Origin of the sequence: Microbacterium sp. AR7-10, from assembly GCF_001878835.1 — a bacterium.
GTDB lineage: Bacteria > Actinomycetota > Actinomycetes > Actinomycetales > Microbacteriaceae > Microbacterium > Microbacterium commune.
Map to the genome: position 1 here is coordinate 91,180 of NZ_MJIR01000039.1, position 13,664 is coordinate 104,843.

Genomic DNA, 13,664 nt, shown 5'->3' on the forward strand with positions numbered 1-13,664 from the left:
GCCTCACTTCGCCGCCTTGGCGGCCGCCTTCATCGCCTTCTTGTGCTCGCGCACCTTGGTCAGCGACTCGGGCGAGACGATGTCGGCGACACTGCGGAACGCCTCCGGTTCGCCGTAGGGAGCGGATGCCTCACGCCAGCCCGCACCGGTGAAGCCGTACTGCTTGCCGAGCAGGGCGAGGAAGATCTTCGCCTTCTGCTCGCCGAAACCCGGGAGCTTCTTGAGCCGCTTGAGCACCTCGGGTCCGTCGGGGTCGCCGTCGGTCCAGAGCGCCGAGGCGTCTCCGCCCCACTCGTCCACGAGCGTCTGGCAGAGCGCCTGCACGCGCGCGGCCATGGAGCCCGGGAAGCGGTGCACGGCCGGCGTCTGCTTGAACGCCTCGAGGAAGGCATCCGGATCCATCCCCGCGATCGCGGCGGCGTCGGCGGCTCCGGTGCGCTGCTCTATCTTCAGCGGCCCGGCGAATGCCGTTTCCATCGGCACCTGCTGGTCGAGCAGCATCCCGACCAGCAGCGCCAGCGGGTTGTTCGTGAGCAGATCGTCGGCGGCGGTGTCTCCGGTGATGTGAAGGGCCATGCCCCCAGTGTTGCATCCCCGCACTGCCCCGCATGGATCGGCTGTCCCAGCCTTGCGCATGTAAACCATAGGTTGACGCGCATGCGAACTGTCTCTATGGTCTGAGAGATGGCCGATCAGTCCCCGGGTGATGAGATTCCGTTGTCCGCACTCGCGGCAACGGTCGAGGAGGCACGAGCGGTTGGCGTCCCGGTCGATGACGCCGCTGCGATCCGGCAAGCCGATCAACTGGTGCGTCGGTCGCAGGCACGGCTGGTCGATCTCGTCGTCGCGACGCGTGCCGCCGGGGTCTCGTGGCAGGCGATCGGCGATGCGCTCGGCGTGAGCCGACAAGCCGCGTTCAAGCGGTTCGGAGGTGCGGTTGCGCGCCCCCAGAAGGAGATGGAGATGGGTGAGCAGATGATCGACCTCATGGATCGAACTCGTGCGGTGTTCGAACGCCTGGATGCGGGCGACTACGAAGCAGTGCGAACGCAGATGACCTACACCTGCGCCCGCACGCTCAGCAAGCGGAAGATCCAGGGAGTGTGGAATCAGGTCGTCGCCGAGACAGGACGGCTCGAGTCGCCCAGTGACCTCACGGTGCAGACTCCCGACGGCGCGAACGCGCTCAGCAAGTTCGCCAACAGGGTGCTCGCGAACGGCGCGATCGTACAGGCGACGCTGCGTCACGAGGCGGGCGAATGGATCGGCCGGGTCGCCTACAACGGTTCTGGCAAGATCACTGGTCTCTTGATCGCCCCTCCGGGATCCCGCAACCTGCCGTTCTAGGCGGCCTCGCCGGCACGGCGCGAGGCAGCGAGGCCGGCGAGCCGGCGCCGCGCGAAATCCTGCGCACGAGGTCCGGAGCCTAGCGATCTCTCGGCCACGGCGAGCACGATTCGAGTCGCGGTCACAACCGGGAGAACACTGCGACGAACACCCAGCATGCGGCGGTAGTGACGGGGGATCGTGGCCACGGCCGCGGCGAACAGCACGCGGTAGGCGATGCCCATGGTGCCGGTGAACGGCGGGCGTCGCAGGAACGCCACGATGTCGCGGGTGCGTTCGTCTGCGCGCAGCTCGCCGCGCTCGAGGAATCCGCGCAGTCGCTTCCGCAGCTCCGTTTCGCTCGTGGGCGGATCCGGCACCCGCATCAGGCGCCCGGCGATCGCCCATTCGGCGACATACGCGTCTGCCCCGCCCGGAATCGGCCCTCCCCACACCTCATGCGCCGTGAGGAACGCGTCGGCGAAAGCGAGGTGCACCCATTCGACGAGGTCCGCGGAGGAGGCGCTGTACTCTCGCTCCGTGCCATCTCCCGCGGTGTACTCGCCGGTGACTCTGCGGTGCAGTCGAGCCACCCGTCCCGTCTCGCGCTCCGCCTGCTCGCGCGACCCGTAGGTCACGCTCAGCACCCACCGCACCGTGCCGTTGAGGCGGGAGATGGGGTCTTCGCGATAGCGCGAGAAGTCGTGCACTCCCGCCATCGCCCCGGGATGCAGGGCTTGGATCAGCAGCGCCCGGATGCCGGCGACGAGCGTTCCCATGCCCGCGTGCACCGTCCACGCGGCACCGCCGTCGGCGAACCAGCCCTCGTCATCGCCTTCGGCGAGCTCGCGGACCCACCTCGGGGTCCCGTCCGGGTCACCGCTGAGCGCGGTGAGCAGTCGCGCTCGCAGGGGTGTGCGCTGCGTCATGCCTCCAGCGTCGCACGTCTCGGGTGGCGCGGGGCTGGAGCGCGCTCGTTCAGGCGGTCGCGGCGTCGGACGCGGTGTTCGGTTCGGCGCTCAGCCCGTACAGCGTCTCGAGTGCGGCGTGGAACTCGTCGGCGCGGCCCTCGGCGGCGAGCTCGTGAGCGCGCGTGGTCGGGGTGTGCAGCAGCACACCGGCGAGGTGGCGCATGGCCTGTTCGACGCGGCCGTTCTCGTCGCCGCGGCGTCGGGCACGGTCGATCTCCGCCTCGAGCAGACCGAAGATGTGGGTGCGCAGCGCCACGACCGCGGGGGTCACGCTCTGGCGCGAGCCGTCGAGGTGGAAGCTCTCCGCAGCCTCGCGCACGACGTGACGCGCGGCATCGGTCGCGTGCAGCTCTTCGAGAGGGGCGTGCAGGCGGATGGTCTCGAGGTCGAGCAGCGCGACGCCTTCGAGCTGCGCGACGGCGGGGTCGACGTTGCGCGGCATGCCGAGGTCGATGACGAGCTGCGAGTGGGTGCCGACCGGGCATCCGGCAGCGGCATCCGGGCGACGCTCGAACTGCGCAGGCCCCAGCACCATCTCGGCGGAGGTGCAGGTGATCAGCAGCGACGCGTGCTGCGCGACGCTCGCGTAATCGGCGATGGCGACCGGACGGATGCCGTGCTTCTGGGCGAACGGCACAGCGCGGCCCGACGGCGAGTAGACCGAGATGTCGACGGCGCCGCGCTCGCGCAGCGAGGCGAGCGTGACGGCGGCGTACGAACCGGTGCCGACGAGCAGCACGCGCTGGGTGCTCCAGTCGGCGATGCGGCTGTCGGCGAGTTCGAGCGAAAGGCGCACGAGCGAGCGGCCGGCACGGTGCAGAGCGGTGACGTTCTTCACCTTGCGCTGGGCCTGGCTGGCCCGCTGGAACAGACGCTCGAGCTGGGGGGAGGTGGTGCCCTGCTCACGCGCACCGCTGAGGGCGCGGCGCACCTGACCGGCGATCTCACCCTCGCCCGACACGACCGACTCGAGACCGGAGGCGACGGCGAACAGGTGCTCTGCCACGTGGGAGTCTTCGACCACCTGGTACGAGCCGTCGAGGTCTGCCGAGGGGATGCCGGTGGCCTGCGCGACCGTCTCGATGACCGCCTCCGAGTCCACCTCCTCGGCCTCGACGTAGGCTTCGAATCGGTTGCAGGTGGCGAGCACGACGGCTCCCTGCACACCCGCAGCCATCAGGCTGGGGGCGACGGTCTCGGGCTGGCGGCTGAGGCGTTCGAGCAGTTCGAAAGAGGCGGTCTTGTGACTCGCCGTCACGCAGAGCAGCACCCGACAAGTCTACGTCGCGTTGCTGTGGGAGGCATCCAAGGGCGACCTAACCCGACATCCGACCCCACCGCACGCATAGGCACGCGGTGCGAGGATGGCGGCATGAGTGATCTGCTGCGCGCGCTCGCCGGCGAGGCCCCCGAGCGCACCCCCGTCTGGTTCATGCGTCAGGCCGGGCGGTCGCTGCCCGAGTACCGCGAGCTGCGGGTCGGCACCCGGATGCTGGATGCCTGCCTCACCCCCGACCTGGCATCCGAGATCACCCTGCAGCCGGTGCGCCGGCACAAGGTGGACGCCGCGGTGTTCTTCAGCGACATCGTGATCCCGCTGCGCCTGGCAGGAGTCGAGGTCGAGATCGAACCCGGCCGCGGTCCGGTGTTCGCCAACCCGGTGCGCACCGCTGACGATGTCGCACGCATCACGCAGATCGACCCCGCCGACCTCGACGGCACCGCCGTGGCCGAGGCCGTGCGCCTGACCGTCGCCGAGCTGGGCGACACCCCGCTGATCGGCTTCGCCGGTGCACCGTTCACCCTCGCCGCGTACCTGATCGAGGGCGGTCCCTCGAAGGAGCACCTGCGCGCTCGCGCCATGATGCACGCCGACCCCGAGGCGTGGAACGCGCTGGCCGGATGGCTCTCGCGCATCTCGCGTCGCTTCCTCGAGATCCAGCGCGACGCGGGCGCCTCGGTCGTGCAGCTGTTCGACTCGTGGGCCGGCTCGCTGAGCACGGCCGACTACCGCGCGCACATCGCCCCTCATTCGAAGGCGGCACTCGAGGGGATCGGGCTGCCGAGCATCCACTTCGGCGTCGGCACCGGCCCCTTCCTCGCCGACATGCGGCTGGACGGCGTTGCGGATGCCGTGGGCGTCGACTGGCGGATGCCGCTCGACGAGGCGATCCGCATCGTCGGCCCCGACACGGCTGTGCAGGGCAACATCGATCCCGCGATGCTGCAGGCGCCGTGGCCGGTGCTCGAGGCACACGTCCGCGATGTCGTCGCTCGCGGACGCGGGGCGAAGGGGCACATCCTGAACCTCGGACACGGTGTCCCGCCCGAGACCGACCCCGATCAGCTCACCCGCATCGTGCAGCTCGCGCACGGCGAGCTCTGACCCGGATCGAGTCCGACCCGCCGGGCCCGCTCGGTGCCGCTCGGTCCCGCCGGTGCCGCCGGTCCCGCCGGTCTCGCCGGGGCCCGGTCGGGTGCTCGCAAGCCCTCCGGCCCGGCCTTCGCAGCCCGCGCGGCTCCCTCGACTCATGCACGGCGGCGTCGGGCATCCGGTGCATAGCCCCCGGTGGAAGAATCGGGGCATGACCTCCGAGCATTCCCCCGAACTCGCCGCGCGAGCGGCGCAGCAGCACGTCGTCGTCGTCGGCGGCGGGATCGGCGGCCTGGTCGCCGCCCGCGAATGCGCGAAGGTCGGCATGCGCGTGACCCTGCTGGAAGCCGCTGACGCGCTGGGCGGCAGCATCCGCACCGCCGATCTCGACGGCATCCTCGTCGACGCCGGTGCCGAGAGCTTCGCCACCCGCGGTGGACACGTGAAGGCGCTGGTCGACGAGCTCGGCCTCGCCGACCAGGTCGTGCCGCCGCAAGGCGGCGGAGCATGGCTGAGCGGCATCCCGGATGCCCCGGACGCACCCCTTCCCAAGGGGAGCCTGCTCGGCATCCCGGCGAACCCTTTCCAGGACGACGTGCGTCGCATCATCGGGTGGCGCGGCGCGTGGCGGGCATACGTCGACCGGTTGCGGCCGCCGCTGACCATCGGGCACGAGCGCAGCCTCGGCAAGCTGGTCAGCACGCGGATGGGCGATCGGGTCCGCGACCGTCTCGTCGCCCCGGTGACGGCGGGCGTGTACTCGGCCGATCCCGACGAGGTCGACACCGACGTCGCGGCGCCCGGTCTCAACGCCGCGCTCACCCGCATCGGGTCGCTGACCGGAGCGGTCGGCCTGCTCGCGGCCGAGCGCAAGGGCACCGCGCCGGGGTCTGCGGTGCTCGGGCTGGTCGGCGGCATGGGCCGTCTGGTCGAGGCGCTGCGCGCCGACCTCGTCGCGTACGGGGCCGACATCCGCACCGGCACAAGCGTGATTCGCCTCGAGCGCGACGGCGCGGACTGGACGGTCGAGATCGAGTCGGCGCAGGGCGAGCATCCGGATGCCGAGGGTGAGGCGTCGCTGCGCGCCACCGGCGTCATCGTGGCCACCGCAGAGCCCTCCGCGCGTGAGCTCGTCGACACGCACGTCGCCGGCCTCGGCGATGCCGGCGACGCTCCGGAGATCGAGATCGTCACGCTGCTGCTGGACGCCCCCGAGCTCGACTCCGCCCCCCGCGGCAGCGGTGTGCTCACCGTGCCGGGCAGTCACACGGCCAAGGCGCTCACCCACTCCACCGCGAAGTGGGGCTGGCTGCGCGAGGCCGCCGCGGGCCGCCACCTCGTGCGGGTGTCGTTCGGCAGCCAGGGCGAGTCGGCGGCGACGGCCGACCTCGACGACGACGCGGCCGCCGCGCTGGCGCTGTCCGAGGCATCCGCTCTGCTCGGCGTCACTCTGCACCCCACCCAGCTGCTCGCCGCTCACCGCGCACGGTACGTGCAGGCTCAGCCGACTTCGCTGATCGGGGCCACCGAGCGGCGAGCGGCGGTGCGCCAGGCGGTGACCGCCACACGCGGCCTGGGAGTGGTGGGTGCGTGGGTGGCCGGCACCGGGCTCGCGCAGGTGGTTCCGGATGCCGTGGCCGAGGCCGATCGGCTGCGCGCGAGCCTGCTCTGGGACTGATCGGATGCCCGCTCCGCGGCCGACCCGTTACATCCAACCGGCCTCCGGCGCAAGGGTAGATGCCGAACGAGGAATATGTGGTTACCCTGGAACGCGAAAGAGGCCGTAACCAACGTCAGGAGGCCCTCATGAAGGGAAAGATCGGACTCGTCATCGGACTCGGCGCGGGCTACGTCCTCGGCAGCCGAGCAGGACGCGAGCGCTACGAGCAGATCCGGACGCAGTGGATGAAGGTCTGGAACCTCGATCCCGTGCAGGAGCAGGTCTCCCGCGTGCAGGACTTCGCGAAGTCGCAGGCCGCCGCTGTTCCCGGTGCTGTCTGGACCGGTGCGGTGAAGGTCGTCAAGGCCGTCTCGAAGTCGGGCACTCCCGGTGAGAAGCTCGACGGCGCGATCGACGCGACGAAGGACGCGGCCGAGAAGGTGGCCGACGCCAAGGAGTCGCACGATTCCCCCTCGGGCGGCACGATGGCGCCCGCCAAGCCGGTCGGCTCCGAGGGCGTCGCGCCGAAGAACAAGGGCTGACGCATGCTCCGCGGATACCGCGACCGCGCTGACGACAGCCTGCTGACCCTGCTCGGGGACCTCCCCGAGCTGGTGCGCAACCTCGTCACCGCCGAGATCAACGCCGCCAAGGCGTGGGTCTCGCGCACGGCGAAGGATGCCGGCATGGGCGGGCTGTGGTTCGTCATCGTGCTGTTCCTGCTGTTCTGGGCGATCCCGGTGCTGCTGGCTTTCGGCATCATCGGGCTGAGCTCGTGGTGGCCCGCCTGGCTCTCGGCCCTCGCCGTGTTCGGCTTGCTGCTCGTGTTCATCGTGATCTTCGCTCTGCTCGGTCTGGCGCGGTTCCGCAAGGTGATGAAGCGCCAGAACCCGGGTCAGGCCGTCGCCACCGATGTGCGCATCATCAAGGGAGACTCCGCCAATGACCGATCTTGAGAAGACGGCGCTGCCCAACGCCGCCCTGACCACCACCGAGGTTCCCCGCACGGTCGTGCCGGCGGGGATCACCGATCCCGTCGCCTCGGCTCGCGCCGAACTGCGTGCGGCGCTCGCGGCGATCGAGGTGCGGGGCAACTTCCCTCGTCGCATCGAGAAGGCGACCTCGCGGGGCGTCGTGCGCGCCCGCGCGTTCGCCCATCGCAATCCGCCCGCGGCGGGCGCGGCCGTGGTCGCGGCCGCAGCTGCCGTCGGCGGCCTCGTGTGGGTGCTCGCGCGCGCGATCTCGCGCTGACGACGCCGACGGCCCGCCGTCGAGTTCGCCGCCTTCGGTGAGAAGGGGCAGACTGGAAGCATGTCCGAAACGCGCGATGACAACCCGTCCGGATTCACCCTGTGGGCCGTCTGGCGTCGAAACCCCGACGCGCCGACGATCGAGACCGACGAGAGCGAGCTCGAGGTGCTCGTCGGCCACATCGAGAGCTCTGGGGTGAGCGTCCGCGGCTTCTACGACGTCAGCGGCCTGAAGGCCGACGCCGACCTGATGGTGTGGCTGCACGGCGACACCGTCGAGGAGCTGCAGCGTGCGCTGCGCCGCCTGCGCCGCACCGAGCTGCTGCGCAACCTGCTGCCCGTGTGGAACGTGATGGGCGTGCACCGCGACGCGGAGTTCAACCGCGCGCACGTGCCCGGCTTCCTGCGCGGCGTCGAGCCCAAGCAGTGGCTCTGCCTCTACCCGTTCGTGCGCACCCCCGAGTGGTACCTGATCGAGGAGTCCGAGCGCCGCAAGATGCTCGCCGATCACGGACGCAAGGGCGCAGCCTTCACCGGGGTGATCGCCAACACCGTCGCGGCTTTCGCACTCGGCGACTACGAGTGGCTGCTGCCTCTCGAGTCCGATTCGCCGACCGAGCTCGTCGATCTGATGCGCGATCTGCGCTACACCGAGGCCCGTCGCTACGTGAAGGAGGAGGTGCCCTTCTACACGGGGCGCCGCCTGCGTCTCGACGAGATCGCCGAAGTGCTTCAGTGACCGCGCTCGCCCCGATCCGTCTCGGCACCCGCCGCAGCGCGCTCGCACAGGCGCAGTCCGGGCACGTCGCCGACGCGCTCGCCGCGATCGCCGGGCGTCCGGTCGAACTCGTTCCGATCGTCTCGGAGGGAGACACGAACCGGGCATCCCTGTCGGAGATCGGCGGCACCGGCATCTTCGCGAACCGTCTGCGGGAGGCGCTGATCGCGGGCGAGTGCGACATCCTCGTGCACTCCCTGAAGGATCTGCCGACCGCCGTGCCCGCCGAGCTGGTCATCGCGGCGACCCCGCGGCGAGCGGATGCCAGGGACGTCGTCATCACGCGGGGCGGCACACCCCTGCACGAGCTGCGTCACGGCAGCACGGTGGGCACCGGCTCGCCGCGCCGCATCGCGCAGGTGCGCCGCCGCGCGCCGCACGCCGAGGTGGTCGACATCCGCGGCAACGTGGACTCCCGCCTCGAGCGCGTGTCGTCGGGTGAGCTGGATGCCGTGATCCTCGCCGCCGCGGGTCTCACGCGTCTCGGCTCGGAGACGACCCTGCGCCGCGAAGAGCTGGGTCTCACCGAATGGCCGACAGCGCCGGGGCAGGGTGCACTCGCCGTGGAGACGACAGCGGATGCACCGGCGGAGCTGCTCGATGCGCTCAGCCGCCTCGACGACCTCGACACCCGCATCGCGGTGACGGTGGAGCGAGCCGTGCTGGCGGGACTCGAGGCCGGCTGCCAGGCTCCGATGGGGGCACACGCGGTCGTCACGGGAGACAGCATCCGTCTGCGAGCCGTCGTGTACGAGCCCGGTGGCGGCCGCCGAATCGGACTCGACGTCTCCGAGCCCCTGAACAGGGGGTATATTCGACGGAACGGCAGCGGCAACGGAGCGGATGCTGCCGATGGTGCAGACCCGGTGCGCACGGCTCGTGAGCTCGGCGACTCTGCGGCCCATCGGCTGCTCGAACAGGGAGCGGCCGACCTCCTCCCCTGAGAGTGATCGAGATGACTGCTTCCGAAACCAAGACCGCCAGGCCGCTCGACGGCTGGCGCGTTCTCGTGCCGCGGGGTGGCCCCTGGGGTGACAGCGTCGCCGCCAGTCTTCGCGCGATGGGTGCGGTGCCGGTGGTGGCGCCTCTCATCAACTTCGCCCCGACCACCGACCAGGACGCCCTCGACGCGGCGCTCGCTCGTCTGCAGGCCGGCGAGTACGACTGGCTGACCATCACCAGCGCCACGACGGTCGACGTGCTGTACGCGCATCGCGTCGCGATACCGTCGAAGACGAAGGTCGCCGCCGTCGGTGAGACGACCGCGGCGGCTCTGCAGGCCGTGGGATACGACGTCGCGCTGATGCCCGAGCTCGACAACTCCGCGGCCGGGATGGCCGAGAAGATCATCTCGATCGAACCCGACGCGCAGCGCGTCCTCACCCTGCGCAGCGAGATCGCGAAGCCCGTCCTCTCGGTTATGCTCACCGAGGCGGGGCACGACGTCGACAGCGTGGTCGCCTACCGCACCGTCGGCGTGCCGGTCACCGAGCGCATCCGCCGCGACGTGGAGAACGGCCGCATCAACGCGATCCTGATCACCAGCGGCTCGGTGGCCAAGCAGGTGCGCGAGCAGTTCCCCGAGATCCCCGACACGACGATGCTCGCCGCGATCGGCCCCCGTACCGCGAAGGATGCCGAGAAGGCCGGCCTTCCTGTCACGGCCATCGCCGACAAGCAGACGGTCGACGCGCTGATCGACACGGTCTCGCGGTTCACTCTTCCGCACGCGGCAGACGAGTTCGCGCCGTGAGTCGCTTCCCCGACGCGCGGCTGCGCCGCCTTCGCCAGTCGGCTCCCGTGCGCGACCTCGTGCGCGAGACGTCGCTCGAGCCGCGACAGCTGGTGCTGCCCATGTTCGTGCGCGAGGGCCTCACCGACGCCGCGCCGATCGGCTCCATGCCGGGGGTCGTGCAGCACTCCCTCGATTCGCTGAAGGCGGCCGCGGCGGACGCCGCCGAGGCCGGTCTCGGCGGGGTGATGCTGTTCGGGGTGCCGGCCGAGCGCGACGCGATCGGATCGGGCGCCGACGATCCCGACGGCATCCTGAACGTCGCCACGACGGCGCTGGCCGCCGAGGTCGGTGACGCCCTGGTCGTGCAGACCGACCTGTGCCTCGACGAGTTCACCGACCACGGCCACTGCGGTGTGCTGACCCCGGCGGGAGCGGTGGACAACGACGCCACACTCGAGCGCTACGCGTCGATGGCGCTCGCGCAGGCCCGCGCGGGATCTCAGCTGCTGGGCCTCAGCGGCATGATGGACGGGCAGGTCGCTGTCATCCGCGAAGCGCTCGACGACGAGGGCTTCCACGACACGCTTCTGCTCGCCTATTCGGCCAAGTACGCCAGCGCCTTCTACGGTCCGTTCCGCGAGGCGGTGGACTCGCAGCTGCAGGGTGACCGGCGAACGTACCAGATGGATCCGGGCAACCGCCGCGAAGGCGTGCGCGAGGCGCTGTTCGATCAGGACGAGGGCGCCGACATCGTGATGGTCAAGCCGGCGATGGCGTTCCTGGACGTGCTGCGCGAGGTGCGCGATGCGGTCGACGTGCCGGTGTGGGCGTACCAGGTCTCGGGCGAGTACGCGATGATCGAGGCCGCCGCGGCGAACCGCTGGATCGACCGCCGCGCCGCCGTGCTCGAGTCGCTCATGTCGATCCGCCGGGCCGGCGCCGACGCCGTCCTCAGCTACTGGGCCGTCGAGGCGGCCCGCTGGCTCCGCACCCCCTGACCCCCACCGCCACTCGCTCCGGTATGAGTTCGTGCCGTCTGCATCGCCGCGACGCGGCACGAACTCATACCGGAGCGATGGGCGGGTCGAGAAGTAGAGGAATCCGATGACCGACCGCAACGACTCCCTGTTCGACACCGCCCGCTCCGTGATCCCGGGCGGCGTGAACTCGCCGGTGCGCGCGTACGGCTCGGTCGGCGGGACCCCGCGGTTCCTGGCATCCGCCTCCGGCGCCCGCGTGACGGATGCCGCGGGACGCGAGTACATCGACCTCGTCGCATCGTGGGGCCCCGCGCTGCTCGGTCACGCGCAGCCCGAGGTGGTGCGGGCGGTTCAGGATGCCGCGACCCGCGGCCTCTCGTTCGGAGCACCCACCGAGGGCGAGGTCGAGCTCGCGCAGCTGATCGCCGAGCGGGTGCGCCACGGCGACGTCCGCCCGGTGGAGCGGGTGCGCCTGGTCTCGACGGGCACCGAGGCTACCATGACGGCGATCCGCCTCGCCCGCGGTGCCACCGGACGCGACCTGCTGGTGAAGTTCGCCGGCCACTACCACGGCCACTCCGACGGGCTGCTCGCCGCGGCAGGATCCGGCGTCGCCACGCTCGCGCTGCCGGGATCGGCCGGCGTGCCCGCGCCGATCGCCGCGCAGACACTCGTGATCGACTACAACGACCCGGATGCCCTGGCCGCGGTCTTCGCCGAGCACGGCGACCGGATCGCCGCGGTGATCGTCGAGGCGGCCTCGGCGAACATGGGCGTGGTCGCACCGCTGCCCGGCTTCAACAGGCTCATCGCCGACACCGCCCACGCGCACGGTGCGCTGATGATCCTCGACGAGGTGCTCACCGGATTCCGGGTGCACCCTGCGGGCTACTGGGGGCTGCAGCAGGAGGCGGGCGAGCAGTACGTTCCCGACATCATCACGTTCGGCAAGGTCGTCGGTGGCGGGATGCCGCTCGCGGCCCTGGGCGGCAGCTCCGCGGTCATGGACATGCTGGCTCCTGTCGGTCCCGTCTACCAGGCGGGCACGCTGTCGGGGAATCCGCTGTCGGTGGCCGCGGGGATCGCGACGCTGCGGCTCGCGACGCCCGAGGTCTACGCACACATCGACGCCGCGGCCGGGCGGCTGTCTGCGTCGCTGGACGCGGCCCTCACCGACGCCGGCGTCGTGCACTCGGTGCCCAGGGCTGGCAGCCTGTTCGGTGTCGCCTTCCTGCCCGAGGTTCCGCGCGACTACGCGATCGCCCAGACGCAGGAGTCGTTCCGGTACGCCCCGTTCTTCCACTCCATGCGCGAGCAGGGCGTGGCGCTGCCGCCCAGCGTGTTCGAAGCGTGGTTCCTCACGGCCGCGCACGGCGACGACGAGCTCGCCGCCATCGAGGCTGCTCTGCCCGCGGCGGCTGCGGCCGCGGCATCCGCCTGACCCGACCGTCGCGGTCTGCGCATTCCGGCTCGGGGTTGCCGGTTCAGCACAAGAGGATCGTTGCGCTCCTGTCAGCAAGTCGCGTGCGCGTCGCTCGCGCGGTTTGGCAGACTGGACGCATGGTGACCCTGCTGCTGGATCAGACGCGACTTGAGATCGTGCTCTCGCCGATCGAGCGGGCCTCGACCTTCCACCGCGAGAACGTGCGGGTCGAGCGCGAGCACATCACCAAGGTGCAGCTGACTCAGGATGCCTGGACCTGGCTCCGCGGTGTACCGGGACCCGGCACGTACATCCCGGGTGTCCTCGCCGCCGGCACGTGGAAGGCCGCCGAGACCACTGACTTCGTGCTGATCCGGCGCAGAAAGCCCAGCGTCGTGATCGATCTCGAAGGCGACGCGCAGTTCCAGCGGCTCATCCTCACCACCCGGCACGGGCTCGCGCTGACCCAGGCGCTCCGGCTCGAGGTCAGCGACCAGCCCGAGGATGTCGTCGACATCGCGACCGGCTCGGTGCCGGTGCAGAAGCAGCGCCCGCGTCCGGTCATCCGTCCGCGGCCGCGCACCGTCTGACCGAAGCGGCGTGTGCCGCGCCCGCCGACCGCGAGATCTCGGACCGTGCGGGGCGACGCAGCGAGTCGTCAGCGCTCCTGGTGGCCCTGGTCGCCGTCGTTGGAAGCGGGGTCGGTGCTCGGGTCTACGTCAGAGCCCTCTGTCGCGGCATCGGCATCCGCCTCAGCAGACTCCTCGCGGCGCTGGGCACGCGAGCTGTACGGGTAGTCGGGAGCCGGGCCGTCGAAGAAGCGGCTGGCCGCGGCCGACAGCGAGGTGCGCATGGCGGCGAGCCGCGGGTCGTCGTCGCCGTCGTCGACCGTGTCATCGTCGTCGTCGCCTGAGAGCGAGGGTGTCGCGATCGAGATGGCCTCGGTAGCGGGAGCCGCGTTCTCGGACCCTTCGGTGGTGACCGACGCGGGCAGGCCCGTGATCAGCTCGGTGAAGGTCGGCTCGACGGATGCCGACGGCAGCGTCACCGCCTCGGTCGCGAGCGGCAGGATGAGCGGCCGCGTCTCGTCCGAGTGAGTGGTCTCGGCGTCGATGTCGGCGTCGTCGGCTGCGGCTGCGTCTGAATCCGTGTCTGCGTCGGCGCCGT

16 protein-coding genes are annotated in these 13,664 nt (G+C 71.0%); 12 read left to right on the forward strand and 4 right to left on the reverse strand.

The window, feature by feature from the left end:
• Positions 1-3: 3 nt before the first annotated feature.
• Positions 4-576, reverse strand: a complete 573-nt coding sequence (locus BFN01_RS04600; RefSeq protein ID WP_071642066.1) for an HhH-GPD-type base excision DNA repair protein — start codon at positions 574-576, stop codon at positions 4-6.
• 108 nt (positions 577-684) lie between these two features.
• On the opposite strand from BFN01_RS04600, the gene BFN01_RS04605 reads away from it, so the two are divergent.
• On the forward strand, positions 685-1,347 hold the full coding sequence (locus tag BFN01_RS04605) for a hypothetical protein (RefSeq protein ID WP_071642068.1): 663 nt from the start codon (positions 685-687) through the stop codon (positions 1,345-1,347).
• On the opposite strand, the gene BFN01_RS04610 is transcribed toward BFN01_RS04605, so the two are convergent.
• Positions 1,344-2,255 carry an oxygenase MpaB family protein gene (locus tag BFN01_RS04610; RefSeq protein WP_071642070.1) on the reverse strand — a complete coding sequence of 304 codons (912 nt, stop codon included), beginning with the start codon at positions 2,253-2,255 and terminating at the stop codon, positions 1,344-1,346. The two genes, BFN01_RS04605 and BFN01_RS04610, sit on opposite strands and share 4 nt — an antisense overlap.
• Before the next feature lie 49 nt (positions 2,256-2,304).
• Positions 2,305-3,567 carry a glutamyl-tRNA reductase gene (locus BFN01_RS04615; RefSeq protein ID WP_071642072.1) on the reverse strand — a complete coding sequence of 421 codons (1,263 nt, stop codon included), beginning with the start codon at positions 3,565-3,567 and terminating at the stop codon, positions 2,305-2,307.
• 102 nt (positions 3,568-3,669) lie between these two features.
• On the opposite strand from BFN01_RS04615, the gene hemE reads away from it, so the two are divergent.
• The 11 genes from hemE to BFN01_RS04670 all read left to right on the forward strand — a co-directional run bounded on the left by hemE (position 3,670) and on the right by BFN01_RS04670 (position 13,087).
• Entirely contained in the window at positions 3,670-4,683 is a 1,014-nt protein-coding gene (gene hemE / locus BFN01_RS04620; protein ID WP_071642074.1) for a uroporphyrinogen decarboxylase, read from the forward strand.
• Between the two features lie 199 nt (positions 4,684-4,882).
• Positions 4,883-6,349: a protoporphyrinogen oxidase gene (gene hemG, locus BFN01_RS04625; RefSeq protein WP_071642076.1), complete on the forward strand. Its 1,467-nt coding sequence runs from the start codon at positions 4,883-4,885 to the stop codon at positions 6,347-6,349.
• Positions 6,350-6,477: 128 nt separating this feature from the next.
• The gene (locus BFN01_RS04630; protein WP_071642078.1) at positions 6,478-6,873 is read left to right on the forward strand and encodes a hypothetical protein; all 396 of its coding nucleotides are present in this window, start codon (positions 6,478-6,480) and stop codon (positions 6,871-6,873) included.
• Positions 6,874-6,876: 3 nt separating this feature from the next.
• Positions 6,877-7,287 (forward strand): phage holin family protein, encoded by a 411-nt coding sequence (locus tag BFN01_RS04635; protein WP_071642080.1) that lies wholly within the window; start codon positions 6,877-6,879, stop codon positions 7,285-7,287.
• A complete protein-coding gene (locus BFN01_RS04640) occupies positions 7,274-7,582 on the forward strand; it encodes a hypothetical protein (protein WP_071642082.1) in 309 nt (102 codons plus the stop codon). The genes BFN01_RS04635 and BFN01_RS04640 overlap by 14 nt, the downstream gene beginning before the upstream one ends.
• Positions 7,583-7,642: 60 nt before the next feature.
• Positions 7,643-8,320 (forward strand): hydrogen peroxide-dependent heme synthase, encoded by a 678-nt coding sequence (gene hemQ / locus BFN01_RS04645; protein ID WP_071642084.1) that lies wholly within the window; start codon positions 7,643-7,645, stop codon positions 8,318-8,320.
• The gene (hemC, locus tag BFN01_RS04650) at positions 8,317-9,303 is read left to right on the forward strand and encodes a hydroxymethylbilane synthase (protein WP_071642086.1); all 987 of its coding nucleotides are present in this window, start codon (positions 8,317-8,319) and stop codon (positions 9,301-9,303) included. Before hemQ ends, hemC begins: the two co-directional genes overlap by 4 nt.
• 11 nt (positions 9,304-9,314) lie before the next feature.
• Positions 9,315-10,112, forward strand: coding sequence for a uroporphyrinogen-III synthase (locus BFN01_RS04655; protein WP_071642103.1), 798 nt, complete (start codon positions 9,315-9,317; stop codon positions 10,110-10,112).
• Positions 10,109-11,092: a porphobilinogen synthase gene (gene hemB, locus BFN01_RS04660; protein ID WP_071642088.1), complete on the forward strand. Its 984-nt coding sequence runs from the start codon at positions 10,109-10,111 to the stop codon at positions 11,090-11,092. Before BFN01_RS04655 ends, hemB begins: the two co-directional genes overlap by 4 nt.
• A 106-nt stretch (positions 11,093-11,198) precedes the next feature.
• Complete coding sequence (locus tag BFN01_RS04665; RefSeq protein WP_071642090.1) at positions 11,199-12,515, forward strand: glutamate-1-semialdehyde 2,1-aminomutase; 1,317 nt, start codon at positions 11,199-11,201, stop codon at positions 12,513-12,515.
• Between the two features lie 119 nt (positions 12,516-12,634).
• Positions 12,635-13,087 carry a hypothetical protein gene (locus tag BFN01_RS04670; protein ID WP_071642092.1) on the forward strand — a complete coding sequence of 151 codons (453 nt, stop codon included), beginning with the start codon at positions 12,635-12,637 and terminating at the stop codon, positions 13,085-13,087.
• Between the two features lie 68 nt (positions 13,088-13,155).
• Here BFN01_RS04670 and BFN01_RS15400 read toward each other — a convergent pair.
• Positions 13,156-13,664: hypothetical protein (locus BFN01_RS15400; RefSeq protein WP_218161797.1), on the reverse strand; the 509-nt coding region annotated here is incomplete at its 5' end.